Below are 26,088 nucleotides of genomic sequence, written 5' to 3' on the forward strand. Positions count from 1 at the left end.
TATGAGAATAAAAAATCTTAAAACCTTTAACATCTATATGTTTATTCTATTAATTTCTCCTTTATCTTGTTTAATAATATTATATGATTCTAAACCTAATGGTTATAATAATCTATGGGTTTTACCATTAATTTTTTTAGTTTTATCGCTAATTACAGTTAATGTTCTAAAAAATCTCGCGGATAACATTACTTTAAGCGTTATATATTTTGGGTATTTTATTAGATTCGTAATAACTCCATTATTTTTATCATTAGGAAACTATACAACTGTTTTTAATACATTAGTTGATTTGAATATACAATATGCAATTATATTCATGGTTTATGAAATTATTATTGTGTTTCTATGCATAGAATTTTACTTAATTATTAATAAGAATGTGAAGAAGTATAAAAATAAGAGGATTGAGATTAATAGTAAAAATTATAAAAATATTAATTTGATGTTTATAATTCTTACTTTATTCTGTATTAGTATTTACCTGTACATTCCTGAAATAGGTAAATATTATACATCGTTCTTTTCGAATAATACGGATGCTTTAAAATTAGATTATGATTTTGATAATATTGCTTCAAGAGGCTCGATCGATAGGATTTTAAATACTTTGTTTGTGTTTATTTTTAACATATTTCGTTATATAATTCCCGTTTACTTGCTTCAGTTAATTTATCTAAAATTACGACCATCGAGATTCAAGTTTATTTTATCTATAATAATTTGCTTATCGCCTTTTTTAATTGTAAGTGAAAGTAATATTCAGCCCTTTTTTGGATTATTGTTTAATATTTTAATGATGTTGAAACTGTATCCATCAAAATCGAGAAAGATTATAGCAACTATAGGAATTTTAGGAGTTGTAGGCTTAGTTGGCATGGTAATTGAAAAGATACTTTCCTTTGGGAACTGGCAGGGTACTTCAGGCGTAGCTAGTATAGCTTTAACTTTAAATGCCTATTTTCCAGGGGTTGGTAACGTTGCTGCAGCATATAATGTTGATGTTACTAATAAGTTGATAACATTTGTTTCTGACCTGGTAAGGACCATACCATTTAATGGGACCTTATTTCCGGGGGTTTCCACAGAAATTAACACTACATCAATGTATAATACATCAAATTATGTCACTGGCCAAATTATTCCGAATATCAGTTACACCAGTTATTATTTAGGAGTAGTGCTATCTCCAATCATTCCAGTTATTTTATCATTATATGCATTAAAGATGCATAAGAAAGCAAACTTAAATAAGGATTTTTGGATATATTTCTTTTACATTTTTGTGTCAATACGGATTGCATTAATACCAACATTATATAATCCAATCGCATTCTTTAGTATATTATTTTCACAGATATTGCCACTAGGTTTATTTTGTTTATTCATTAATAGGTCTAAATTTGCTAATAGGAATATAGCAAAATAAATATTATTAACTTGATAATAACAGGGAGATAAAATTATATGATTTCAAAGATAAAGCGATTAATGGATAACCCGCAGGATTTCTTAATTCGAATCTCGCATCTTTCAATATTTAATACTTTACCCGATAGTGTTTTTTTAAATATGCTATATAAAATTTATACAGGGAAGTCATTGAATTTAGAAAGTCCAAAAACCTTTAATGAAAAATTACAATGGTTAAAGTTGTATGATAGAAATAGTTTTTATACAAATTTAGTTGACAAATATGAAGTTAGAAAATATATAGCTGAAACAATTGGGGAAGAATATTTAATTTCACTAATAGGTGTATGGGATAAATTTGATGATATAGATTTTGAGAGTTTGCCAGAAAAATTTGTATTAAAATGTACACATGATTCTGGAGGAATGGTAATTTGTACAGATAAAGGCAAATTAGATATTGAATTAGCGAAAAAGAAAATAACTAAAAGTTTAAATAGAAATTACTTTTTTCAATGTAGGGAATGGCCATATAAAAATCTAACGCCAAAGATCATTTGTGAAAAGTATATGGTTGATGAATCGGGTAAGGAATTAAAAGATTATAAAATATTTTGCTTTAATGGAGAGCCAGAAGTAATACAAGTCGATTTTAATAGATTTATTGAACATAAAAGAAATTTTTATGATAAAAAATGGGGATTACTCCCAACGGCGATTAGATATCCAAACGATCCTAAAACATTAATAAGTAAACCTAAAAGATTAAACGATATGCTAAATTTGGCAAGAGTTCTAGCTAAGAACTATCCTTTTGTAAGAATAGATTTTTATTCAATAAATAGTAGATTATATTTTGGTGAAATGACATTCTACCCAGAAGGTGGAGTTGGCAAATTTAAACCAGATAATTATGATGCTATTTTTGGAGAATGGCTCGAGCTACCAACTACAAAAATACGGTAATATATTATTTGCTCATAAAAGGGGAGGTTTTAGTAGTGTATAAAATATGTATAATAGGAATTTACTTTGGTAAACTACCAGAATACTTTCCTTTGTGGTTGAAATCATGCCAATACAATGAAACAATAGATTTTTTAATGATTACGGATCAAGAAATCAAAGAGAAACCTGATAATGTAAAAATTAAAAACATGTCTTTTGATGAATTTAAAAATTTAGTACAAAGTAAATTTGAATTTAAAATAGCTTTAAATGCTCCGTATAAAATTTGTGATTTCAAGCCAGCCTTTGGAGTTATTTGTGAAGAATATTTAAAAGAGTATCAATTTTGGGGACACTGTGACTTTGATATGATTTTTGGTGATTTGAGAGGATTTCTTACTCAAAGCCTACTAAATTCTTATGATAAAATTTTGCCATTAGGTCATTTATCTTTATATAGTAATAATATTGATAATAATAATAGGTTTAAATTACCTGGAAGTAATGTTGGTGATTATAAAACAGTATTTTCAACAGATAGGTCCTTTGCTTTCGATGAAACTAGAGGAGTACTTCAAATCTACAAAAAAAATAAATTAAGTGTGTACGAGAAACGAATATTTGCGGATATTTCATCGATATACAAAAGATTTAGGCTGGCTTTAAACGATATGAACTATAAGTATCAAATATTTTGTTTTGAGAATGGTAAAGTTTACAGGGAGTATATTGAAAATGGGTCTCTCAAAAAAGATGAATTTATTTATATACACATAAAAAAACCAAAAAATTTAAAAATAAATTTAAGCGGAAAAAGTTATTGTAGTTATTTTATTACAAACAGTGGATTTTATGATAAAAAGTTTAATACTGAAATAAATGATATTAAACAATATAACAACTATAGAGGATATCTGTATGAGTTATATGAAAAAGAAAGATCTAAGCTAACCAATAGATTAAATAGAATATTGGTCAAATTAAGGGTGAATTGATTGAATAAAAGGATAAGAATAAATGTAATCACTAATTTATTAGCCATGATAATCTCCCTTTCTATAAATTTTTTAGTGACCCCCATTTTAACAAAGAATTTAGGAATGGGAGCATATAGTTATGTTGGAATCATAACAAACTTCTTATCTTTTTTTACGGTTCTTACTTATACATTAAATTCAATGGTGGGAAGATTTTATACTGTTTCTTACAATGAGGATAAAAACCTTGCTAATAGATATATTAGTAGTGCATTAGGTACCTGCTTTATTATTGCTGTAGCCCTATTACCAATATTAATCATAATTTCTTATAACCTAGAAAATTTTATTAATATTGATAAAGATTTAGTAGCAGATGTGAAATTTGCATTTTTACTTAGTTCAATAACGTTTATGTTAAGTATATTTGCTTCAATTTTCACAACCGGAGCATATTCTAAAAATAGGTTGGAGATTAGTAATACTGTAAATATTATTGCAAGTATTAGTAAAGCAGTCTTAATTGTGTTATTGTTTAAGTTTTTTGATGCTCATATCTGGTACTTAGGGTTAAGCACAATTGTACAAAACATTATTATAATTTTCTTGGGTTATATTACATTTAGAAAACTGATACCAGATGTTAAATTCTCAATTAAATTGTTTGATATTAAATGTGTTGGTATTTTATTATCTGCTGGCTTGTTCAATTCTGTAATACTTTTAGGAAGAAATCTAATGACCCAAATAGATTTATTAGTAGGAAATAGATATATTGATAGTGATTTAATGGGGAAATATGCAGTTATATTGTTATTTGTTAATACACTTAGGAGTCTAGCAACTGCATTATCTTCTGCCTTTAGTCCAACTACAATAAATCATTATGCTAGAGGAGACTTGAGGGGTGTTGTTAAGAATTCTAATAGTGCAGTTAATTTTAGTGGCACAATTCTCGGATGGCCAATCTCAATAATTTCGAGTATAGGGATATACTTTTTATCGATTTGGTTAAATGAAGATTTCAGTGAGTTTAAATATATTATTATACTAATGATGATTCCGTTAAATATTAATCTGTCCATGTCTCAATTAAATGTTGTTAATCAGGCGACAAATAACCTTAAAGTCCCTGCATTATTTGCTATAATCAGCGGGATCATTAACTTAGTATTAGCAATTATTTTAACGATTAAGTTAGGTTTATGGGGAATAGTTATTGCTTCGACTCTCGCTTTCTCCTTAAATAATTTAATACTTTTACCAATTTATACTGCAAAGATTACAGGACAAAAACTTAACACGTATTATCTAGGTCTAGTAAAACCACTAATTAGTAATGTTATAACTTGCGCTATAGGTCTTATAATAGTGAATTATTATAGCATTAATAATATTGTGTCACTATTAATACAGTGTGTTATTTTAACAATTATATATTTCACAATAGTATTTATTTTTTTAAATAAAGAACAGAAGGTTGTTATCCGGTCGAAAATTACTCTAATTAGAGAAAAACTTCATATTTAATAATTTACTACCAAAAAAAGATGCTGAAAATGATATTTGGTTAAAAAACCTATTAAATTCCCAAATACTTATATTTTTTTATTAAAACCTTAATTTGTAAGCTTTTAAATGTTTATGAATTAAAAGTAAAGGATGAGTGAATATGTATAAAATAGCAGTAGCAGGGACTGGATACGTGGGTTTAGTAGCAGGTGTTTGTTTTGCAGAAGTGGGTCATCTAGTAACCTGTGTTGATATAGATGAAAAAAAAGTAGAATTAATGAAATCAGGTGTGTCCCCAATTTATGAAACTGGCTTAGAAGAGCTGATGCAAAGTAACTATTCTGCAGGAAGAATACATTATACGACTGATTACAAATCAGCTTACAAGGATGCGGATGCAATCTTTATTGGTGTCGGTACTCCAGAGCAACCAGATGGTTCCGCAAATCTTTCATATATAGCTACTGTTGCCAGACAAATTGCTGAATCAGTAGAAAAGGATTGTCTTGTTGTAGTAAAGTCTACTGTCCCTGTTGGAACAAATGATAAAGTAGAGCAGTTTATTCAAGACTTTTTAGTTAATGATGTAAAAGTAGAAGTAGCATCAAATCCTGAATTTCTAGCGCAAGGATCTGCTGTTAATGACACTCTTCATGCGGAGAGAATCATTATTGGAACAGAGAGTAAATGGGCTGAAGAATTACTAATGAACATCTATGAACCATTCCATTTACCGATTGTTTCAGTAAACAGAAGATCTGCTGAGATGATTAAGTATGCATCAAATGATTTCCTTGCTCTTAAAATCTCATATATGAACGATATTGCGAATCTTTGTGAATTGGTCGGGGCGGATATTCAGGATGTTGCCAAAGGAATGAGTTTTGATGAACGGATCGGCAGTAAGTTTTTAAATGCGGGTATCGGGTTTGGTGGCTCTTGTTTCCCTAAGGATACTAAGGCGCTTGAGTATATTGCCAACCAGAACGGTTATGAACTTAAGACTGTTAAAGCAGCAATTGATGTTAATACAGAACAGAAAACAATGCTGTATAAGAAAGCTAGTAAGAGGCTGATTACGTTTAACGGTCTCAAGGTAGCTGTGCTTGGCTTAACTTTTAAACCAGGTACAGATGATTTGAGAGAAGCTGCATCTCTTGAGAATATTCCTTTATTACTGGAACAGGGTGCAGATATTTATGCTTATGACCCTGTAGGTGCTAAGAATTTTGCTAAAGTTCATCCGGAAGATAAGAATGGAAAGGGTAGCATTACGTATGTTTCTAATATTGAGCATGCATTAGATAATGCTAATGTTTGCTTTATTTTTACTGAATGGGGAGAAGTGAAGGCTATTACTCCTGGTACGTATAAGCAATTAATGAGAACACCGTTGGTCTACGACGGAAGAAACATCTATGCTGTGAAGGACATGCAAGCTGCAGGCGTTGAATATCACTCGATTGGCAGACAAGCTGTAACTAGAGACGTTATTAAGGAGCAGAATCATTTTGAACTATAAAACGCTCGATCCTAATAAAACGTATCTAATCACTGGGGCAGCTGGCTTTGTTGGCTACTATTTATCCAAAAAGTTGTTGGAGCAGGGCTGCAAGGTGATTGGGATTGATAATATCAATGATTACTATGATGTGAATCTTAAACACACGCGGTTGAAGGGGTTAGAGCCTTTTGAGAATTTCACTTTTATAAAAGGTGATATTTCTGATAAGGATTTAGTTATGAAAATGTTTGAAGAGTACAAGCCGAATATCGTAGTTAACCTTGCTGCACAAGCAGGAGTAAGGTACTCGATTGAAAATCCAGACGTGTATATTCAAAGCAATATTATTGGCTTTTATAATATCCTTGAAGCTTGCAGATACAACCCAGTCGACCATCTTGTCTATGCATCGTCCAGTTCTGTTTACGGTGCCAACAAAAAGGTCCCGTTTGAAGAAACAGACTTTGTTGATAACCCAGTATCGCTATATGCATCAACAAAGAAATCAAATGAACTAATGGCACACACGTATAGCCATCTCTATAAGATTCCATCTACAGGTCTGCGATTCTTTACCGTATACGGCCCAATGGGTAGACCTGACATGGCCTACTTCGGCTTTGCAGATAAATATTTTGCAAGTGAACCAATCAAAATCTTCAACAACGGTGACTTTGAAAACGACCTATACCGCGACTTCACCTACATTGACGACATCGTTGAGGGGATTGAACGATTACTAAGTAATCCTCCAGAAGACGAAGTTCAGCATAAAGTCTTCAACATCGGGAACAACAATCCTGAAAAATTAATGGTGTTTATTGAAACACTTGAGAAAGCACTTAGCAATTCATTAGGCAAGGAAGTTCAGTTTGAGAAGATATATGAACCGATTAAACCAGGGGATGTACCAGCTACGTATGCTTCAACAGAACAATTGCAGCAAGCTGTGGGCTTTAAACCGGAGACTTCTATTGAAGAAGGATTGCAGCGGTTTGCGGATTGGTATGTGGGGTATTATGGGGTGAAGTAACTCTCAAAAATATAAAAAGTAAGAAGAGGCTGGAACAAATAGTTTCGTTTGAAGAAAAAAGTGGAATCGCTTGTTGATTTCACTTTTTTCTATTTGTTTTGGAAATCGGTAGGCGAAGATCTTACTCCCTTACCGTATATTTCCGAAGGTTTATGACCATTAATACCAAGCTGAGTATTACGGATAGATTGAGACAGCAGTGAGGGATTTGGCGGCAATGAATTCGGATGTTTGATCCTGATCCTGCAATTGTTGTCTCTCAACATCGACAAAAGTTAAATCAATGGTGGGAGAAAATAGTACTGCTCTAAACAAATTGTGGTACAATTTCCACAATGAATTTGCTTGAAAATACAGATGAATGCTCTTTCATTTGCATTTATCAAATTGTTTGTACATCCATTTCACTTTTGATTTTAGAGTATGAAAAACTGCCCATTCCACACTCCATGTCAATATGCCTTTTAATTTCCATTATATCTTCAACCGATTCAAAGTCTTTATCATATATTGAAACTACTAATCTTCTTGCTAAACGGCGTTCGTAAATACGTGTGTAATTTGCAAAGGCAGAAATTAGGTACTTTGCCACTTCTTCATGTGTTAATGGCCCACCTGATGACTTTGTACCAATTAGGGGAATAACTAATGTATGTTCCGTATAATGATTTGACATTTCCTTAAATAATTTTTCAAAGGAGAAAATTAAATCCTTTCTTGTAGATGCAAAATTACCTGGTTGATTAGAATCATTTGGTTCGCACATAGCTAATAATCCCACTCCGTAATGATTACCGCTATTTGGCTTTAATGTACACAGTGTTCCATACGGGTAGACAGGTAAATTATTATGATCATGCCTTGTTATTAATTGTTTTGTTTGATCATGTATAGTGCTGTTCACTTGCTGACTTTCATCTTGTGATAACTTCATCAGTGCAAAAACGATTGTTAATACCAATTATTACAGCAACTTTTTCTACATCTTTGAATCTATCAACGACATCCCAAAATGAGCCAACTTCATAGCCAATTGATACTTTTTTTCCTGTTAACGCTTTTGAATAGCTCCTTTTAAAACGATTATGATCTCGAAGTATGTTTATACTTGTGATGAAATAATATATTAGTAAAACAATAGCGAAAAGTATAAGAAAACTACCGATAATTGAGACTGTATGTTTATTATCGATATTTTTACTTAATGTAAATACAAAACCAAGAACACTCCATTGACCTAACATCTGAAATACTCGTTTTCCAATCCTTAGAACAATACTATCTTTATTTTTCACATTTAATTACTCCTTTTAAATTTCGGTATTCAACCAACTTTGTGTTGATTGATCAATCTCAATGATCTGCTTATCATTTATACTTGGATATTTAAAAAATAAAATTTTAGTATCTTCTTTTGATTTTTGTGCATAGGGTGTCTCTTTATTTACAATATAGAAATCACCTTCATGTAATTCTATAATTTCTTCTGTTAACATATCCTTAATTTCTGAATACCCTTGTAAAATCATTTGATATTCTGTTACCTCTATATGAATATGAGGTTTATCAGCTGTAAATTTCTTATAATGAGAAATACCAACTTCTATATTATTATCGTGGATGTGCTGCAACATCTGCGGAATTTTCAAATTCCCAACCAAATATTGTCGCTCATTATACTGTAAAACATTGTCTAACGTTTCTTTACTTATCTTTTTGATACTCATATAGCCCTCCGCAATTTGAAAACAAAATTATTATGACGTGATTCTATAAGATTATTATTAAAAATATACCAGCTCCTAATTAATTTTTTAAATAACAAAAAACTAATTCTCATGCATCATTAGCCCGGTTGCTTAGTACTTAATAACTATTATAATAAATTATTGAAAATAATGGCAGTATACTTTTATAGATTTACAAAAATCTGTGATTTTTTAATAATTTTTTCTGCTGGTATGGCATCATAAATATTTAGCGTTTGGCATTTAATTTGTGAAGGCATTGAGGGCTTGCAAAAATTTAAAAAACCACTTGCCAACATTCCAAAGTACACATACCTTCCTGTTGGGACAATCAAGTGCAGGAGGTAATAAGGAGATGTTGGCGGTGGCCGGAATTAATTATATTAGACATGAGGCTATCAAAAAAGGTAGCAGTTATTCAAATATAGCGAAAGAATTAGAAGGAACGCATGAACTGTTAAATCGTATGTAGATATGGAGGATTCAGTGTACAGAATTAACGGCGTAATAGAAAAAACAGCACTAGATGAACACATCTAATATAGCCATGTCTTGGTAGGTATGTAATTACCCCTGCTATTTTGATATCTTAGAAAGACTGAGCCAGGAAAAGTTGAAGAGATTCAACTTACAGACGCATTAAAAGTATTAGCCTAAAGAGAAGAAATGTATGCTAATATATTCGAAGGAAAAAGATATGATGTTGGGGACAAGCAAGTGTTCTTACAAGCTACATTAGAGTTTGCTCTTCGAAGAGATGATTTGCGTGATGATTTCCTTAACTATCTGGTAAAGACTATTGAAAAAAACGAATGAAGATACAGTAGAGGCACCTGTTGGTGTTTAATTAATAGTTAGAGACAGCAATAAACCTCACTGAATAATATTAGCTTGAAGTGACCTCTAAAAGTTAGAGAACGGTTTCTTCATTAGGCAGCAAGCTGGGCATGAAATCGGTATTGTACCGGACTCATGCCCTTTGATTTCAAATTAATCGCTTGTTGTTATAGTAATTGATATACTTCTTTAGTTCTATTTTATTATGTTTGTTTGAAACTTTTAAATTCCTTTTGGTAGAGGAATACTGTTTCATAATGCCGAAAGAAATTCTCCTATATATTTGAAGAAAAGTAAGCTGCAAGCCCTAAAATAATCATCCCTGCTTGTGTTCCTATTATACTAAAAAGCAGGATCTTGTTCTTATCTAGTCTCTTCTCCACATTGTTGCTAAGTATATGAATTCTACTTTCAGATTGCTCATTCATATCTGTTATCTTTTGCCTAAGTTGTTCAATCTCTTCTCTTGTTGCAAGTTCTTTTTGTTGTAATTGTTCTAATTCCTTTAATGTTAACTCTTCTATTTGTTTAATTTGATGTATTAGATCTTCTCTTATTGTTTGTAGTAGGGACTTTATTTCTGTCTGATTACTAGTAACAATGCCTGAGAGTGTTTCTTTTGAAGCATTTACTTGTTCTACTAGGTTATTTGCATGCTTTTCAATTGTTGCTATTTCCTTATCCAGTCGTTTACTCAACTGATCTTTCCATTGGTCAAAGGCTTGAATCGAGGATTCTCTTTCTTCTTGTTCCTGCTTCATTTGTTCTTTAACCAGGAGGGTTTGTTGATCGAATCTAGTATTTGTAAATTTGTTTAGCTGTTGTATCCAATTAGAGATATTTGTTAGGGTATCATTATGCTTTTGAGTAATATGTTTCTCGAGATCTTCCTGTATGACTCTCAGAAACCCATTTGACGCATCAGTTGATTTTTTCAATTTGTCTTCTAGGTTATGTTGATTGTCCCGAAAGTCTAGGAGAATTTCATTTATCTTTCCTTTTAATTCCTCATAAAATAAATCATCGTAAAGACTTTGCAGTTCCTGTATAGCTTCGGTATATTCAAGATCTACTTTTTCCTTATCTAGAACACTCATTTTGATCCTAATTCCTTTCCTTTTAAGTAGGTAAGCACTAGTTCACTGTCTTTATGTAATAAGAATAGTAAATGCTGTGCTTTCCATTTTGATTTCGTAGACCCTTGCTTCAACATGGTTTTAAGAGATTGATAGTGTGATACGGCATTTTTTTTGAAAAAGTACTCTAATGTCTGACAATATTCAAGCTCCTGTTGCCATTCTCTATCCGTTTGGTTGAGATGTTGTTTTACTTCCTCTTTCCAGTCTACTAGCTTCTGAAGTTTGTCTTCTTCGGCTGAAAGCTCCTGTAGCTGTTTTGTTTCTTGAAGTTTGATCTTTCTTTCTTCTTTTTTTACTTCCTTTTCGAAGGTAGAAATCACATCTTCCACTAGTGATATTACCTGTTGTATCAATTCTGTAATCCACCATCTAGCTGTCTCTTTTACATAATGGAGGTCATCGTCATACTTACCTTGGAAAACATAAAAATCCCATACTTTATCAATAAAATAGATGGATTCATTAACAACGGGAGGTTTAATCTCATCTTTATATTGAGTCCCATACACTATCTTTTTTATTGAATTAATGGTCTGTTCGACTTTTAATTCCCAATCAAATCTGAAAGAGGAAGCAACCGAATTCACTTCTGATGCTCGCTTTGCTTTTTTAATTTCCGGGTTTTCAAACTTATCTTCGAGATCACTTTCCCAATCAAATGCATTTATTTTATCTAAAACCTCTTTAACTTGTTCAATGATTTCACTTTGGTCATCAGCCAAGGCTATTTTTTCATTTAATTTACGAGAGTGTGTGTTAAGTAACCTTCGGATGAATTTCTGCTGTTTCGAGATTTCCTCTTCAATTTCCGTTAACTTACTATTAATTTGTTCTAGTTCCACATGCTTGTGCTTTTCGGCTTTGCTATAAATTGAAGCTAAGTGTTTAAAGTGAAGAGCTTCTGGCTTTTGTGAACATAGGTCATCTCGGAGCTCTTGAAGAATCTCCTCCATCATAGGATAAACACGTTTATATAACCCCTCGTTTGAAGACTTCATTGACTCGAGTGTTCTTCCGATATCAATGGGATATAGAATAGAGGAAAGCTCTTGAGCGTCCAGCGTCCAATTTAAGCTTCTTGAAAGTTCAGTAGCATAATAATGACGTACTGGCTCTACTCCTATTTCTCCGTTTAAATCTAAAAGGAGAGATTCTAAGGAAAGGGCATGAGTTGGAATAATCCGAAACCGATCCAACTCAATCATCCAATCCTTTACGTTCTTATCTTCAATTTGAGCATAGCTATTAATGAGTGTGGCATCATCAACTAGTAGCGTTATTTCACAAAGGGGGAGCCAACGCTTTACACACTCTTGAACTTGTTTTTGTTCCGCCTTTTCAGCAGATTGAATCCCAGGAAGATCAATGAAATTCAGGTTTACAGGTGGTAGAGTTTCCTCGAAGAATGAAGATGCAATTTCTATGATCATTTGATCAGTAGAAACTTCTCCCCATTCTTCAACCTGAGCTCTTACATCATAGAGGGCTTGTTCTAATTCTTCACCGGTTAAGTTCTTCTTCCATCCACTTTCCTTTGTGAAAAGATGGAAAAAATTGTCCTTTGATCTTTTATATTCCGTAGCGGTAACAGTAGCGGAATGTCCTTGCTCTCTCTTTCCGCGGAGCCAACCTGAAATGGTCTCAATGGAATCTTGACGGACTCCTAGTAATCGTAAAATAAGGGTTGTCTTACCAACTTGTGTTGGCCCATAAACTCCAATTGTTATTTCAGTTAGTTCCTCTTTTAATAGAAGCTCATCAATATCTAACTTTTGGAGATTTTGCTTAAACTCAAATTCAGCTTTTTTAGCCCAACTCCAACGATTTACATAAGCACTATCCCAAATATAATTCATTTCGGTACGTCATCCCCTGCATCGTTCCTGATAGTTCTTTGATACGAGATAGTTTATATTTTGCTGTATCAAGTTTTCCATATGAAGCTCCTCCGTGGTCTCGATACTTATGAACCGATTGAAGTCTTGCTTCCATTTTTCCAAGTACTTTATTCATAGTGGCAAGTATAGACTCCTTTTGTTGAAGAGCGGTCATATTAAAAGCCATGCTAGCATAAGTACTTTGGTTCAGGCGCTGCTGTTCAATTTTTTGTAAGCCAGAATGAACGGCTAAGCCACCGGCAATTCCTCCGATTAATAAACCAGCTACTGGAGTTGCTGCCGAGGCGGAAACACCAAACTTTGTTAAAAGGCCCGTTAAAGCACCAAACGTATCAAAGGTTCCATCTAGTGCATCAATTCCCATAAAAAGAGCGGTACCTTTTACTAATGATGAGGCTTCAAATTGAAGCTTTTGAATATGGTTTGTCAATGATTGAACATTCTTGTCTCTTGACTGAAGATCAATCTCTGATAATGGTTGCAGAACTGGCGTTGCTGCTAGTAAGCTTTGTGTAAAACCAACCGCTAGAAAGGGGAGAAGTTTTAAATCCTCATCCTCTAATACTACTGGTGTATCGGAAGACGCTGGTTGCAAATAATGTGTTACTCTCTCTAAAGCTGCGGGTCCATCGATTAATCCCGGCTGAAAGGCCACCGAGGAATTGGTTGATGAAGAGACCGAAATAGCAAAGGGGTTATCCTCTACGGGTTCTTCTGTTTGTTCAATCAATTCAGGCTTATTAAACCCTAATTCATTTGCTTTTTCATCAAAGATACGATTCAATACACTCATAATGACTTCTTCGGATGCTTGATTGTCCTCACCATTCCATATACTCATGGTCTTTTCGCGGAAAACCACTTTCTCCTTAAGAGTTACCTGATCACCTTTAAAGAATTGTTTAAAGGAGTTTGCTATTCCTGTATTTCCAGCTACTAGATACTTATCCATTTTGTCAGAGCAATCTTTTGCGTGTTGCTGTAGCTCACTTTGTAATGACTTCTCAAATTCATCCATGAATTCCTTTTTGTACTTTCTAAAGGAGTTTAATACTTCTGAATTCTGAAGGATATTTGTCTCGCTCTCTTCACCTTCCAACCTTCTCATGCGAATTCTTTCGTTGACTGCATCTGCTAGTTGGATTGACTTTGTACTAAGTTCTCTCATCAATTCCATTTGTTTTTTATATGTGTAAGTAGTTAACTTTCCATAACGATTGATGGAGGAAACGATATGATCTTCCCAGTTGGATAGATCTTCACTTTTTCCTGTGAAGGTGATTCGAGTTCGTTCTTCTTCCGATATATCAAAATGTTCACTGAGTAATTGAGCATAGTACTCTCGTTTTTCCGTATCTAGTTCATCACTAAAGGAAATTGCAAATAATGGTGCATGATTTTTATAGCGGTTAATCATGTCCTGAATTTTTACCCGTTGATCCTCTCGAGCGAGCATTCGGTAGTTCATGACAAAAATAACAGACGTTGAAAGGGAGAGCATAAAATCTAAGTCCCGCTGCGAACGCTCCCTTTTATCTCTTTCAAAACCAGGAAGTAGTGCTAATGAGATTCCCGTACCAAAATGAGTGACTGGGACCTCAATCTCAAGCCATAAATCATTAACATCAGGTCTTCTAGCAATCTCTAAAAATTGATCATGCTGAATGATTTCATCCGTAATCTCAAACTTGCACTGTTCCTCCCCTTGAACTATATGGGACCTTCTTACTTTAAAGATAAACTCGCCAGGATCTACCGCTTCTGATTCAGTTAATAAGATAGGCAAAACCTCGCTTCGTCCTGCATCAATTGGCAAAGTATCATCATGAAGATTGTAAAGTCGCTTCACAAAAGTTGTCTTACCTGCACCTTGAAGACCAGTAACAGAAAAGATTGTTTTGTCCTGTATCTGTCGTGCCATATTCAAACGTCCACTAAGCAACTGGGCTTGCTTAAACTCATCGGAGTCTAGAGGAAGTAATTGAAGTTCAGCAATCAATGCCATTAACTCCTGAACATCATCTGCAAGTAGACTTAATAGTTTTCCGGGGTCACGATTTAATACCTTCATTTCGTTCAACACTATCACCCTTAACAAATAATTTTATGTGAATTAATTACTAGGTAATATGTACCTATATATAAGCATTAGTCTACTATATAAATATAATGATTTTTATCATATTATGTCGAATTAGCAAAAAATATGTAGATGGGGGACACCTGTCTCAGACTGGGACAAAGTGCTTGCCCCTGTGTGGAAAATTAAGAATGACGGGGACAGATTCATTGACCGACCCATTTGGGTTAAGGGACCTGTCCCTCTGTTTTAGTGTAAAAAAGTTATATCCATAAAAAACCAAGCATATCCATTAAATAAAATCATATGGGGAGCTTGGTTATATTGCGTTATAAAACACACATCGTCAGCTCGTTAACAGCAGGTGCTGGTTTGGCAATTATGTTAAATTATCCTTTTCATATTGGATATGTAATTGGGCTCTGTTTTGGTAGCTTGCTTCCGGATATCGATGAACCGCGTTCATTCATCGGTCGTAGATCCTTTGGTCTTTCTAAATATGTTAAACAAAAATATGGAATCTTCCCTTCACATACAAAACAGGTAGTATTACTGAGGATATATTACTCTACATTTTTACTTTTCTATTTTTCTATTTCGTTTTTGTATACGGAAAGCTCTATCACTTTTTGATTCAATCAACAGTAGAGTTAGTCTCTTCAATTATTCATATATTAATGGATTACTTAAAGACAATATCTAATTGAGGAAGTGGTGTAGTGTATAAAAAGCCATTGGTCATTCATCCTGACAGCAGGAATATTTATTTGTTAGAAGGTTTAGATAAAAAGGGTGAAGTTGGTCAGGAATTAATTGAATTTGCAGATTTAATTCAAGCACCCGAGCAGGTTCATACATATGCTTTAACCCCATACGTGTTATGGACTGCAAAGGCAAAAGGGATAGAAGTAGACTATATTATTCGCTTCCTAGAGGAACAAGCACAAAATTTAGTACCAGAGACTTTAAAAGAAACTATTAAAAAGAATATGAATCATTTTGGAGCATTACAATTTTCAATGGATGATGATCGTTTACAATTAAGGGCAAGAACGGAAGAGTTAATAAGCGAAATTAAAGCCATTGAGGGAATTCATAATAAACTCATAGGTCATCCGGATCCGAAGACATTATTGTTTAAAGCTCGTTACCGAAAAGAGGTTAAGAAAATACTCTTTGAACAAGAATTTTTTGCAAAAGATATCGTTTATGAAGTTGGAGAGGAACTAGATATTACGAGCATTAACCTGCGACTATTTGATTACCAGCATGCTGCAGTGGAGTCGTATTTAACTTTTAACCACCAAGCAGGTGGTGGAGGAACAATAATTATGCCACCGAATTCAGGGAAGATCCAAGTCGGAATTAAAATCATTGAGGAATTAAAAACATCAACACTAATAATTGTTGAAGATAAATATAGGGCAGAGAACTGGAAATGTGAACTTATTGAAAAGACAGACCTGTCTGAGAGCAACATTACAATCTTTAGTAAGGAAGACACAAGTTTAAAGTCAATTACAATTGGAACATATGAAATTCTTTCTGATCAAGTAGAGGATTTGAAGGGCTTTGGTTTTGTAATATATGATGATGCTCATAAACTTCCAACACCAACGCATGAAAAAACAGTAGATATTCAAGCAACAAACAAATTAGCTTTAGCCTCTACTCTTGCGAGATCTGATGGCAAAGGCCATCTTGTATTAGCATTAATTGGGCCAAGGTGGTATGAGATAATGCACCGGACCCTAGTAAACCAAGGATACCAAGTTCCAGTGAGGTGTGTAGAAGTTAAAATCCCTTTACCACCAGATGAGTGGCGTGAATATATTGCTAGAGATCATAATAAGAAATTAAATCCAGACACTTTAAATTCTAACAAATATAAGGCATTATCCATTTTATTAAAAAAAGAGAAAGCAAAAAGACTATTGGTAGTTTCTTATTTCAATGAGGTTACAACAGTGTGTGGTGAACATATTGAAATAGATACATTGACAAGTCAGTTAGCTGAAGAAAAGCAACAACACCTTATAAGTTCATTTAACAGTAGAGAGATTGATAAATTAATAACATCCTCAAAACTTATTGAGAATATGCCACTTTCCATGGTTGAAGTAATGATTGCCTTATCCCATCAACAAGGCTCAGTAAGGGAAGAATATCTCCGGCTAGGGAAATTACTGCCGGCAGAAGAGTGGAAAGAAGATGCTATATTGTACTCGCTCGTTTCATTAAATACGGATGAGGAAAGACATTATTCCAAAAGAAGACGAAGACTTATCAATTATGGATTTCATTATCGAATTCTTACATTTGAGGAGTTAGTGGATAGGGGTGAGTTTTTTGAATCATAAAGAAGCCCTATTGCAATTAGGTGAAGTACATTTAGATGATATCCTGAAAAAATTAAAAATCGAACCTTTTAAAGATGCTACGAAATCATGGATTGCGAAGGATATCGCAGCATTTTATCAAGATTCAAAAAAGTTTCTTCGTGTTATACAAAGCTTTGGTGAAAAGACAATAAATGACTTACTTCTTTTTGCACATATTCAAAAGCCAATTAATGATGAACAAGCACAGTTATTTAATGATTACGGAATACTTGTTGAGGGTGAGTTACCAGATGATTTGAAAGATTGTTTAATCCAGTGGTCAAGATCGATGTTTGTTAAAACATTTTCATCAATTAGTGAAGGTACTAACCATAGCTTCTTTTTAAAATGTGTTTTATTACTTAATTACTTTGAAAGAGAGCAGAATGTGAAATTAACGCAGAGAAAAAATGACCGTAATGTTCGTCTTTTGACAGAAGAGTTAATCATGGACAAGGAAACAGTTTGGAAAGTAATTAATACGTTAGTTAATTATGGATTGATCCAGAAAACTAAAAATCTTTATGAACTTAATGTATCAGCTAGTGCTAAATGGAAAAAGCAAACGGTAGACAAGGTTTTAGAAGCGTTTTATGGGAAGCAAGTTGGGAGGAGGGGGATTTTATTTTTACAAAAAATCTCCAAATACCAGGAAAATCCAGATGAATGGGTTGATATGACTGTTATTTCAGACACGGCTATGGAATTTGACCAAACAAGGCAATTAGGTTTAATACGGGTTCTTAGGGAGTCAGGAAAAACATATGCTCAATTGATGCCGGAGGGCTGGTATCTTACTAAAAAGCAAGTTCATCCGTTATGGAATCAAGAAGCAATTTTAGTATCTGCTTCGTTTGAAATTTTTGTACCTTATCATTATGATCCATTTATTCTATTTGAACTTTCGCCAGTATGTAGAATGAAAGATTCTCATTACTTTTTAGTGTTTGATATTGAACTGGATCAGATAATGAAAAATAAAAAGGTTTTACAAGAATTTTATTACACTATAACCGGATGTGCTTCAATCATTCCGGATGTAGTTGAATATGAACTTAAAACTGCAATTGATAAATTATGAGAAGATATATAAATAGTTAACATAGTAACCCACAAAGTTGATGTATAAGATTCTATACATCAACTTTGTGGGTTACTTAAATTTGGCGACCAGGACGCTGATTAATGCTTTTTATCTTTTCAAAGAAAACGTAATCCTTCTTGCATAGTGTGTGATTTCAAAGACTCCCGTTTATTTATAATATATGAACAAAATTTGCGAGGAGGATTTGCAATGAATAAACCAAAAAAGGATTTGTTTTTAATTGATTCAGAGGATTTGATTTGTGGGGTAGATTTCGATGTGGTCACAGATACACCATATGATGAGGATTCAGTAGAACATTCTTTTGAGTTTGAAAATCATGAAATGGATAGTGAATTGGCCGTCATTTTAGGACTTGGTGTGGTGAAAAACCTGCATACAGAGTATGACTATTATATCTATAATGCCAGTAATGATCAGGCTGACAATTTCGGCTTTATGAATGAATTCACCAGGATTTCTGTGTACTACCAAATTACTCATCCTCACTATGATGACAAGAAATTAGAAGAATTTATTATTGGGACAGAAAGAGGAAGGATGTTCTTGAAAAAGCTGCAGACGGTAGATTCTGATATGCCGTTTTTAAGGCTGAAAGAGATTTTTGATAGGAAGAGGGGAAACGTGGTTTTCTTTAATAGGAATCTGTAAGAGGTGTGAGGTCACTTTTATGGTGGCCTCTTCAATTTCACAATATTTCCACCAAACAGCAAAACCCTATTATACCAACGTTTTTCCACCAGCACCCAATAGTTGCACCAGCTCGCAACGACAACGATCTTTACTTTTTATAGAATTTTCACCAATATGGAATCATAGATGTTAAAAGGGTGGTTAATGAAATGGTGTTTGGTGAAAAATTAAAAATGGAGAGAAAGAATAAAGGCTGGTCTCAGGAGGAGTTAGCGGAGAAGCTGTTTGTGAGTCGGCAATCAGTTTCCAAATGGGAGAATGGCCAGAATTATCCGAGCATTGAAATCATCATTCGTTTGAGTGATCTCTTTGAAATAAGTATTGATGAGTTATTGCGGAGCGATGAGGAATTAACAGAAAAGGTCATTAAAGATAGTAAACAGCTAGCTCATCCGAAGCTGAAATTTTTGTTTGATGTTGTATTCTTAATTGGGTTTGCTTTTTTAATTCTAAAGATAGGGATCATACTATTAAACAAATTTACTGCTTTAGAACTCATCTTCCTGGATGGTTCATTTTTCTGGAATTTTGGACCGCTCTTACTGATGGTTGGAGGAGGGATTGGGTCAGGAGTGGTGAAAGATAAATATAAAGAGGATTAATATGATTGGGTTTTGGGGACAGGTTCCTTAACCCATGTAAAGCTCACTTGGGTTTAATAAAACAACCCACTAAGCTAGCGTATGGAACATTTACAGCTGCTTGGTGGATTGTTTTCATTTTTTCAGAATAGATTTGGAGTCAACACCCCATCTAATAACACTCCAGCACCAGCCAGCAATCATCAAACCTGCAGTTTTTCAAATCTTCTTTTTTGATATAATAATAGATTCGACCAGAATCTCCAAACATGAGTTCATAGTCATTTTCTATAACGGTATCGAGCTGAAATAAGAGCTGCCATTGCTCGCCCTTTTGCTGCAAGATCTTATATTCTTCTGAGCTCATGTCAGGATAACCCATTCCGAGTTCGGTCCCATTTGTTACTAGCTCACACTGAAGCAGCATGCCATTCTGAATAATATCCGCATAACCTAGTAATTTGCTCATAACCTCTTCTTGTTCATACCCTAGATCTGCTTTGACTTCCAAGAATTCTTCCAAATTGCGATAATCATGCCTTTCCATAAATTCCCCATAATCGGGAACATTGTATTTTTGACTAAAGTGAAGGGGGATTTCTGGTATCTTACATTCGTTCTCCATATCATCGGGGAAGGGTGTCCTCGATAATTCTGAAAGGTCGCCGTCGAAATAAAAAACTTTTGCACTTCCTCGGTGCTGCGGATCATAACCCCATGTCATCGTCAATAGTTCATAAAAGAAGTAAAGGATGCCTTTCTTCGGAAGCAGACCTTCTTCATCATACATTCTGACTTCCCCACAATTAATTTGTGCCAGAAAACTCAATGGACGGTTTTTGATTTCACCGGTGTATGCTTCTCCCTCATAATAAAACCAGTTGAAGTCTTTCGGAAGATCAGGGTTTCCACCGATTTTTGAAGCTCCGAGCGGCAATTCTTCTTTGTGGTCTGTTTGCAGCTCAAGCTTTATTGCCTTTTTCTTCATCTCATCCAGCACTGTGGCTAAATTCATTTTTACTCCTCCTTAGTTGATTCGTTTTCTGCTGAGTTGTTATGTACTTTTATTATACAGAGAAAAAGTGGATTGGGGTGGGTTTAGGGGACAGGTTCCTTAACCCATTGATAACTTTTCAATGTAACGCCTCAACAAATAAAAACCGCAGATCCTGAATTCAATCAGAATCTGCGGTACTTAATGTCCGCCTATAACGTCAATAAAACACCAGACTTATCATCATGCTGCTTCAACCGAGGATAATAAATACATGCCGGGTCTTCTGTTTCCGTTTCGATAATCTCTTGTTCCAGTGTTTCAAGACCATTGGCAAAGGCTTTATCAGCCGACTGAATCCAAGTGTTTTTGCTAGGATAGTTTCGATGATCATGAACTTTTAACCCATCGGAAAGTAATAGAATCTTTTTAATGGCGATTAAAGGAATTTTCCCGGATTCTAAGAACTCAATGGCGTTTTCATCTCCATCAATGATGCCATAGCCTTCATATGTATTGAGTTTATTGCGGTTGGAACGAAGGAGTTCTTCTTCTTCCTGTCTGAATTCAGTTTGTTTCTGTTTTATTTTTTCAGGAGAAAGGGTTTCAATTGGTTCTGTTTGTTCAAGTTTTCTCCATTTGGCTTCAATTTTGCTGATGGCAGCAAGGTCTAAGCGGTCGAGATGGTCGTACGTGACTTGACGGATAGAAGCATCTGAGAACTGCAAGAACAACATACAGTCACCCGCCGACACATATTCAAGGAAGGCTGGATTTCCCTTTGGATCTCTATGAATTTGAATAGCGCTGATTCCGCAAGAGCTTCTTTTGTATTTAGGGATTTCTTCAAAAGAGATGTCTTTGTATTGCTGTTCAACAGCCTGATGAAGCTTGGTATTTCCGTCTTTTACCCTTTCCAGCAGGGAGAGGTCAGACTCTTGTTCCAGGCTTTCTTTTATAATATTTGCAGCAATCGCTCCTGAAAGTCCACCGAGACCTGTTGCTCCATCTATAACGGCGAAAATATCCTCGCCCTTGTTAACGACTATGGCATCTTCATTTACTTCGCCAATTCCTTTTGTATACACTGTGCTAATCTTCATGTTCCCGTCACCTGCCTATTTTATGAAATAGTATGCTAGAAATGAACCAATAATTGTGACCACGGCTGCCATGCTAACCCAAATGGTGCTCCGCCGATTTGTTTTTTTGACTGGAAAAAGGAATCCGAATCCGACGAACGCTAATACGAGTGAACTTGAGAGGATAAGAATTAAGAAAGCACTCTCTAGGAATGTTCGATTTTCTAATAGATTCATGGACCCGATTGTAAAACTAATGATCGCCGTAAAGAAACCAAGCATTTGAAGGTTCTCGGATTTTAGCTTCGAAATTGATTCTTCTACTTCAACCTTGGATTCCTCTAAGCTTTTTTCAGTGACCGTAATTTTTTCAGAAAACATGTCTGTAAACTCATTAGTCTGAATGCGATTTAAATGGTATAGGTAATCATTAATTCGGATCGCATAATCCTTTTTCGTAGATTCCTCCATATCAATAGCTTTGCGGATGGCATCTTTGGCCTCCGGGTATTTCCCTAGTGCTGCCAGTACCCTCCCTTTCGTGGAGTGAAACTTGGCATAACGAGGAGAAAGGTGAACGACACGGTTGATCGTCTGGTAGGCTTCCTCTAGATCTTGCGTGCTAACAGCTAGACCTTGTTCTCTTGAATTGACTACTGCTTCAGCGTAATGATGAAGGACTCCAACCTGATTTGGCAGCTTCTGTGTCGCTTCTCTGGCAAAAGCCATTTCCTGCTCAATGGCCTCATTTGTTCCAATTTCTTTATATAAGAGTGAGAGGATATGAGGATAAAGCGGATAATCAACAAAGTGCTCTCCATAAACCTCAACTAAATCCTTGAATTGACTGATATTCTTCATTCTCCGTGCATAAGTGGCCAGCAGCACGAAAATAGAAAAAAGAATATCTTTACTCTCGGTGGTTGTATAAATATTTTGGCTGAGGAAGGTATGTAATTCGTTATATTCGCTGTCCTCCAGCCCTTCAGCCATCTTCGTTAACTTAAGTTCAAAGTCTCTTGTCTTATGATCCGGAAGAACTTCCATCACCTGCAGCAGTGGCGGTCTTGCCATCGTTTCCATGTTCTCACCCTTTTATGGCTTTATCGAAAGCCGGTTTCTTTCTATTTATTTTAAGATGAAAAATTCTCCATTTTTACACATATTTTATCGTAGAAAAAGGGAGGGGACAAGGTGGGTTTTGGGGACAGGTTCCTTGACCCAAAATAAGAACCAAAGACGCGATAAGGGATTGTTGGAGAAGATCTTGGGAAATATTATTTGGTCTATCCGAAAATTGTCGAAAATTGTAGTGACAATCTACTAACGTTATATATAATAGATATAGGGGAAATGAGAAAAAAGTACTAATGTTGGCGGATCGCCGTATGCAGTGAAAGCTGCCCGTGCGGTGAAGGCTCGTTATAATGCATAAGACGAGAATAGCGTAGATACACCGTTAGTGACACTAGGAGAGAAAAATGATTCGACTGGCTTTTCAGTGGATTTTGCTGAAACGGTTAATATGAAATTGACTGGGAATTGGAGCGGTTTACTCATTGATACACCAGATAGACCTGATCCAACAGTTGCCTATGACGACTTTGTTTTTAATGTAGACATTCAGCTAGAAGCTGAGAATGTAGCTATTGAATTCGGGGTTCAAAGAAACAATGGAGATCAATTAGTGTATAAAGCAACATATATCACAACTTCCCAAACATGGTCACTAGAAGAAATTGATTTTCCAAGGATATAATAACAATTAACCTCACCTATTGGTGAGGTTTTTTCATACTCATTTTTTCTGGAACATCGATATTTATATGAACTGTGTTACATCCTGACTTACAAAAGAGACTGGAATTTTAAAAAATTAAATATAAATCAATATTATGTATACTTTTGTCTGGCGGTTTTAGTAATACATTTATGATTAACTTCATGAAAATCAGCTTTTTTACCGATTATTAAACCATTTCAGCAAAATTGTCGAATTATGTAAGTGACTTTTCTTTAATAATAAATATAATAGAATTCAGGGGAAATAAGAAAAAAGTACTACGTTTGATGGATCGCCGTATGCGATGAAAGTCGCCTGTATGGTGAAGGCTCGTTATAAAACAATATAAGAAATGTATAAGACGAGAATAGCGGTCCAAATGTAACAGGTATCATGACGGTAACACAGCAAGGTGTAAAAGCGGAAAATGAGACTTACATGCTTACTTCGAATACCAGACAACTTGTTAAAGGGAATGCGACTTTTAATGTAATCACTGCGAATCCAGCAACAACACAAACATTTGAAGTTGCCAATGGCAATGGGTGGAGTACTGAAATGGCATCTAAATTCGCAAACCAACTTGTGTTGGATAATTATGTTGTGACAAGTGAATACAATAGTTCAACTGCTAAGAGTGATATTATGGTCACATCAACACTTAGCGGAAATCAATCGGATCTGTCTTTCTCTTGGACAGAATCAGGTACAACTGCACTTGATGGTGTAACGCCACAAGCTATTTTAGATTCTGCTTCTTTTAAGAAAGTGCATGATGGCAGCAACGGCAACGTTGAAATTGCAACCCTTGAATTAAGTGGAACGACTGGAACAGGTACCATTTATGTTCAAGTTGGATTCCGGACATTCATTGTTGCAGTTGAAGGTGGAGATACAGCAGCAGAAGTTGCTGACAAAGTATTTGGAGAAATTGGTGTGAACGGTGTTAATGGTTATACAGCAGTAAACAACGGTAATGGGACTATTACATTTACATCAGCTGATCATGATAATGTAGAAGATTTAATAGTATTAGTTACAAACTAAGTTCAATTGACCTCACCTTTGGTGGGGTTTTTTTTATGCGGGTTTGGCACCAATTGTGTGGTATGGTTAAATCAAAAGTCAGCAGGGAGCTGAATTTTCATCAGGATGATATAACTATGGAGTCTTCAATGTTCACCTTCATTTTGGTAATCATTTAAGAAATTAGAACAGAATCGTCACTTAAGGAGTTAAAAAATATGCTCATTCAATGCACAAAAAAATTATTAGACCAATTAAATATGAAAGCTGAATCCGGATTTGAGGAGGAGCCGCTGTTTTCCTGGCATGCTAATTTGCTCACCATTAATCGCCGGAAAACGGTTGTGCTGGTCAATGATTTAACCCGATATACGGTTGTTTTATACGGATTAATGAGTAAGGATTTTAAAAGAATGGACGAACTTATAATAGAAGCGATTTCTGACGCCCTTCATGAAGAAGGAATTAAAGAAGAGGTGATTGAACGGTATATCAATCATGCTCATAAGGTTACGTATACGAAGACAAAGGACCGTACTCATGTATCACGTCTGAATAAAGGATGCGAGTACGTTCAAGTGTATTCGGACGAATTGGAAACTCAAAAAATCTCTAATCCAAAAGCAGGGAAACTGGCTAGTATGTTTTTAGTCAGCGATGGGAAGACGGATTACGTTTATCCGCACGAGGAATTGTTTAAACACCTTGAGACTTTTGCCGGAGAACCGATCTTTCGACTAAAAGCGGTTCAATTAAAAGTCAGCCTGCAGTTAGAGGGACACAATGTTTGGCGCCGGTTGGTTGTTCCATTGCATCGGACATTTACCGACCTGCATGAGATCCTTCAAGCCGCCTTCGGATGGAAGGACTATCATCTTCATGAATTTACTTTTTATGAGGGAGGGAAGTCAGGCCAAGTGACATCCTTTCCAAAACCTGTACTGACGCTAGCTTGTGGTGAAGAGGCATATTATAATCCTAGTCAACATGAAATGAAGCTTGAATCGGGCATAAAACTTTCGGAGTACCTGCCTGACCGCCAGTTCCTAACTTACACATATGACTTCGGTGATGATTGGAAGCATGAAATAGAGGTGGAGAAGACAATTGAAGACTATGATGCACCCCATCCAATCTGTCTTGAAGGACAGGGAAACACACCGCCAGAAGATGTCGGTGGAACATTCGGATACGAACATTTCCTATCTATCTTAGCGAATCCCAACGATCCTGATTATCAGCATATGCTGCAGTGGGGGAGAGAGCAGGGGTATGAGGAGTTTGAGTTGGAGCGGGTGAATTGGTTGTTGAAGAGGAGATGAGTGGTGAAGGACCACGGCTCATTAGGTTGTCA

At 34.9% G+C, this 26,088-nt stretch carries 23 protein-coding genes; 14 read left to right on the plus strand and 9 right to left on the minus strand.

The window, feature by feature from the left end:
• The first annotated feature begins 1 nt into the window (after position 1).
• The 6 genes from F7732_RS10955 (at position 2) to F7732_RS10980 (ending at position 7,387) form a co-directional block, all read left to right on the plus strand.
• Positions 2-1,429: an O-antigen polymerase gene (locus F7732_RS10955; RefSeq protein ID WP_151573902.1), complete on the plus strand. Its 1,428-nt coding sequence runs from the start codon at positions 2-4 to the stop codon at positions 1,427-1,429.
• 38 nt (positions 1,430-1,467) lie between these two features.
• The gene (locus tag F7732_RS10960; RefSeq protein WP_151573903.1) at positions 1,468-2,379 is read left to right on the plus strand and encodes an ATP-grasp fold amidoligase family protein; all 912 of its coding nucleotides are present in this window, start codon (positions 1,468-1,470) and stop codon (positions 2,377-2,379) included.
• Positions 2,380-2,414: 35 nt separating this feature from the next.
• Positions 2,415-3,356 carry a DUF6625 family protein gene (locus F7732_RS10965; RefSeq protein ID WP_151573904.1) on the plus strand — a complete coding sequence of 314 codons (942 nt, stop codon included), beginning with the start codon at positions 2,415-2,417 and terminating at the stop codon, positions 3,354-3,356.
• On the plus strand, positions 3,357-4,868 hold the full coding sequence (locus tag F7732_RS10970; RefSeq protein ID WP_151573905.1) for a polysaccharide biosynthesis C-terminal domain-containing protein: 1,512 nt from the start codon (positions 3,357-3,359) through the stop codon (positions 4,866-4,868).
• A gap of 142 nt (positions 4,869-5,010) precedes the next feature.
• A complete protein-coding gene (locus F7732_RS10975) occupies positions 5,011-6,372 on the plus strand; it encodes a UDP-glucose dehydrogenase family protein (protein ID WP_151573906.1) in 1,362 nt (453 codons plus the stop codon).
• Positions 6,362-7,387 (plus strand): GDP-mannose 4,6-dehydratase, encoded by a 1,026-nt coding sequence (locus tag F7732_RS10980; protein ID WP_151573907.1) that lies wholly within the window; start codon positions 6,362-6,364, stop codon positions 7,385-7,387. The genes F7732_RS10975 and F7732_RS10980 overlap by 11 nt, the downstream gene beginning before the upstream one ends.
• 382 nt (positions 7,388-7,769) lie before the next feature.
• Here F7732_RS10980 and F7732_RS10985 read toward each other — a convergent pair whose 3' ends face one another.
• From F7732_RS10985 to F7732_RS11010, 6 genes are all read right to left on the minus strand, one after another.
• Positions 7,770-8,348 (minus strand): macro domain-containing protein, encoded by a 579-nt coding sequence (locus F7732_RS10985; protein WP_151573908.1) that lies wholly within the window; start codon positions 8,346-8,348, stop codon positions 7,770-7,772.
• Positions 8,302-8,682, minus strand: a complete 381-nt coding sequence (locus tag F7732_RS10990; protein ID WP_151573909.1) for a hypothetical protein — start codon at positions 8,680-8,682, stop codon at positions 8,302-8,304. The genes F7732_RS10985 and F7732_RS10990 overlap by 47 nt, the downstream gene beginning before the upstream one ends.
• A 15-nt stretch (positions 8,683-8,697) precedes the next feature.
• Positions 8,698-9,114 (minus strand): cupin, encoded by a 417-nt coding sequence (locus F7732_RS10995; protein ID WP_151573910.1) that lies wholly within the window; start codon positions 9,112-9,114, stop codon positions 8,698-8,700.
• 1,133 nt (positions 9,115-10,247) lie between these two features.
• Positions 10,248-11,069, minus strand: coding sequence for a hypothetical protein (locus F7732_RS11000; RefSeq protein ID WP_151573911.1), 822 nt, complete (start codon positions 11,067-11,069; stop codon positions 10,248-10,250).
• Positions 11,066-12,967 (minus strand): GTPase, encoded by a 1,902-nt coding sequence (locus F7732_RS11005; RefSeq protein WP_151573912.1) that lies wholly within the window; start codon positions 12,965-12,967, stop codon positions 11,066-11,068. The genes F7732_RS11000 and F7732_RS11005 overlap by 4 nt, the downstream gene beginning before the upstream one ends.
• Positions 12,948-15,089 (minus strand): hypothetical protein, encoded by a 2,142-nt coding sequence (locus F7732_RS11010; protein WP_151573913.1) that lies wholly within the window; start codon positions 15,087-15,089, stop codon positions 12,948-12,950. Before F7732_RS11010 ends, F7732_RS11005 begins: the two co-directional genes overlap by 20 nt.
• A gap of 306 nt (positions 15,090-15,395) precedes the next feature.
• On the opposite strand from F7732_RS11010, the gene F7732_RS11015 reads away from it, so the two are divergent.
• From F7732_RS11015 to F7732_RS11035, 5 genes are all read left to right on the plus strand, one after another.
• Positions 15,396-15,722, plus strand: a complete 327-nt coding sequence (locus F7732_RS11015) for a metal-dependent hydrolase (protein WP_275670925.1) — start codon at positions 15,396-15,398, stop codon at positions 15,720-15,722.
• 86 nt (positions 15,723-15,808) lie between these two features.
• Positions 15,809-17,449: a helicase-associated domain-containing protein gene (locus F7732_RS11020; RefSeq protein WP_151573915.1), complete on the plus strand. Its 1,641-nt coding sequence runs from the start codon at positions 15,809-15,811 to the stop codon at positions 17,447-17,449.
• Positions 17,439-18,551, plus strand: a complete 1,113-nt coding sequence (locus F7732_RS11025) for a hypothetical protein (RefSeq protein WP_151573916.1) — start codon at positions 17,439-17,441, stop codon at positions 18,549-18,551. Before F7732_RS11020 ends, F7732_RS11025 begins: the two co-directional genes overlap by 11 nt.
• Before the next feature lie 213 nt (positions 18,552-18,764).
• Positions 18,765-19,226, plus strand: coding sequence for a hypothetical protein (locus F7732_RS11030; RefSeq protein WP_151573917.1), 462 nt, complete (start codon positions 18,765-18,767; stop codon positions 19,224-19,226).
• A 191-nt stretch (positions 19,227-19,417) separates the two neighbouring features.
• The gene (locus tag F7732_RS11035; RefSeq protein WP_151573918.1) at positions 19,418-19,870 is read left to right on the plus strand and encodes a helix-turn-helix domain-containing protein; all 453 of its coding nucleotides are present in this window, start codon (positions 19,418-19,420) and stop codon (positions 19,868-19,870) included.
• Between the two features lie 151 nt (positions 19,871-20,021).
• Here the strand turns inward: F7732_RS11035 and F7732_RS11040 are convergent, their stop codons facing one another.
• The 3 genes from F7732_RS11040 to F7732_RS11050 form a co-directional block, all read right to left on the minus strand.
• Positions 20,022-20,864 (minus strand): YwqG family protein, encoded by an 843-nt coding sequence (locus F7732_RS11040; protein WP_151573919.1) that lies wholly within the window; start codon positions 20,862-20,864, stop codon positions 20,022-20,024.
• 191 nt (positions 20,865-21,055) lie between these two features.
• Entirely contained in the window at positions 21,056-21,946 is an 891-nt protein-coding gene (locus F7732_RS11045) for a hypothetical protein (RefSeq protein WP_151573920.1), read from the minus strand.
• 15 nt (positions 21,947-21,961) lie between these two features.
• The gene (locus tag F7732_RS11050; protein WP_151573921.1) at positions 21,962-23,008 is read right to left on the minus strand and encodes a tetratricopeptide repeat protein; all 1,047 of its coding nucleotides are present in this window, start codon (positions 23,006-23,008) and stop codon (positions 21,962-21,964) included.
• Between the two features lie 379 nt (positions 23,009-23,387).
• Between F7732_RS11050 and F7732_RS11055 the strand changes: the two genes are divergently transcribed.
• From F7732_RS11055 to F7732_RS11065, 3 genes are all read left to right on the plus strand, one after another.
• Entirely contained in the window at positions 23,388-23,684 is a 297-nt protein-coding gene (locus F7732_RS11055; RefSeq protein ID WP_151573922.1) for a hypothetical protein, read from the plus strand.
• A 417-nt stretch (positions 23,685-24,101) separates the two neighbouring features.
• The gene (locus F7732_RS11060; protein WP_151573923.1) at positions 24,102-24,755 is read left to right on the plus strand and encodes a hypothetical protein; all 654 of its coding nucleotides are present in this window, start codon (positions 24,102-24,104) and stop codon (positions 24,753-24,755) included.
• A gap of 197 nt (positions 24,756-24,952) precedes the next feature.
• Positions 24,953-26,056, plus strand: a complete 1,104-nt coding sequence (locus tag F7732_RS11065) for a plasmid pRiA4b ORF-3 family protein (RefSeq protein WP_151573924.1) — start codon at positions 24,953-24,955, stop codon at positions 26,054-26,056.
• The last annotated feature ends 32 nt before the right edge of the window (positions 26,057-26,088 follow it).

It is taken from the genome of Bacillus mesophilum, assembly GCF_008923265.1.
Taxonomy (GTDB): domain Bacteria; phylum Bacillota; class Bacilli; order Bacillales; family Cytobacillaceae; genus Cytobacillus; species Cytobacillus mesophilum.

What these genes read in the sequence shown, in the direction of transcription:
- F7732_RS10955 (WP_151573902.1), top strand. Translation starts at nt 2, where the DNA reads ATGAGAATAAAAAATCTTAAAACCTTTAACATCTATATGTTTATTCTA.
- F7732_RS10960 (WP_151573903.1), top strand. Translation starts at nt 1,468, where the DNA reads ATGATTTCAAAGATAAAGCGATTAATGGATAACCCGCAGGATTTCTTA.
- F7732_RS10975 (WP_151573906.1), top strand. Translation starts at nt 5,011, where the DNA reads ATGTATAAAATAGCAGTAGCAGGGACTGGATACGTGGGTTTAGTAGCA.
- F7732_RS10995 (WP_151573910.1), bottom strand. Translation starts at nt 9,114, where the DNA reads ATGAGTATCAAAAAGATAAGTAAAGAAACGTTAGACAATGTTTTACAG.
- F7732_RS11000 (WP_151573911.1), bottom strand. Translation starts at nt 11,069, where the DNA reads ATGAGTGTTCTAGATAAGGAAAAAGTAGATCTTGAATATACCGAAGCT.
- F7732_RS11005 (WP_151573912.1), bottom strand. Translation starts at nt 12,967, where the DNA reads ATGAATTATATTTGGGATAGTGCTTATGTAAATCGTTGGAGTTGGGCT.
- F7732_RS11015 (WP_275670925.1), top strand. Translation starts at nt 15,396, where the DNA reads ATGGGGAGCTTGGTTATATTGCGTTATAAAACACACATCGTCAGCTCG.
- F7732_RS11030 (WP_151573917.1), top strand. Translation starts at nt 18,765, where the DNA reads ATGAATAAACCAAAAAAGGATTTGTTTTTAATTGATTCAGAGGATTTG.
- F7732_RS11035 (WP_151573918.1), top strand. Translation starts at nt 19,418, where the DNA reads ATGGTGTTTGGTGAAAAATTAAAAATGGAGAGAAAGAATAAAGGCTGG.
- F7732_RS11040 (WP_151573919.1), bottom strand. Translation starts at nt 20,864, where the DNA reads ATGAATTTAGCCACAGTGCTGGATGAGATGAAGAAAAAGGCAATAAAG.
- F7732_RS11045 (WP_151573920.1), bottom strand. Translation starts at nt 21,946, where the DNA reads ATGAAGATTAGCACAGTGTATACAAAAGGAATTGGCGAAGTAAATGAA.
- F7732_RS11050 (WP_151573921.1), bottom strand. Translation starts at nt 23,008, where the DNA reads ATGGAAACGATGGCAAGACCGCCACTGCTGCAGGTGATGGAAGTTCTT.
- F7732_RS11060 (WP_151573923.1), top strand. Translation starts at nt 24,102, where the DNA reads ATGACGGTAACACAGCAAGGTGTAAAAGCGGAAAATGAGACTTACATG.
- F7732_RS11065 (WP_151573924.1), top strand. Translation starts at nt 24,953, where the DNA reads ATGCTCATTCAATGCACAAAAAAATTATTAGACCAATTAAATATGAAA.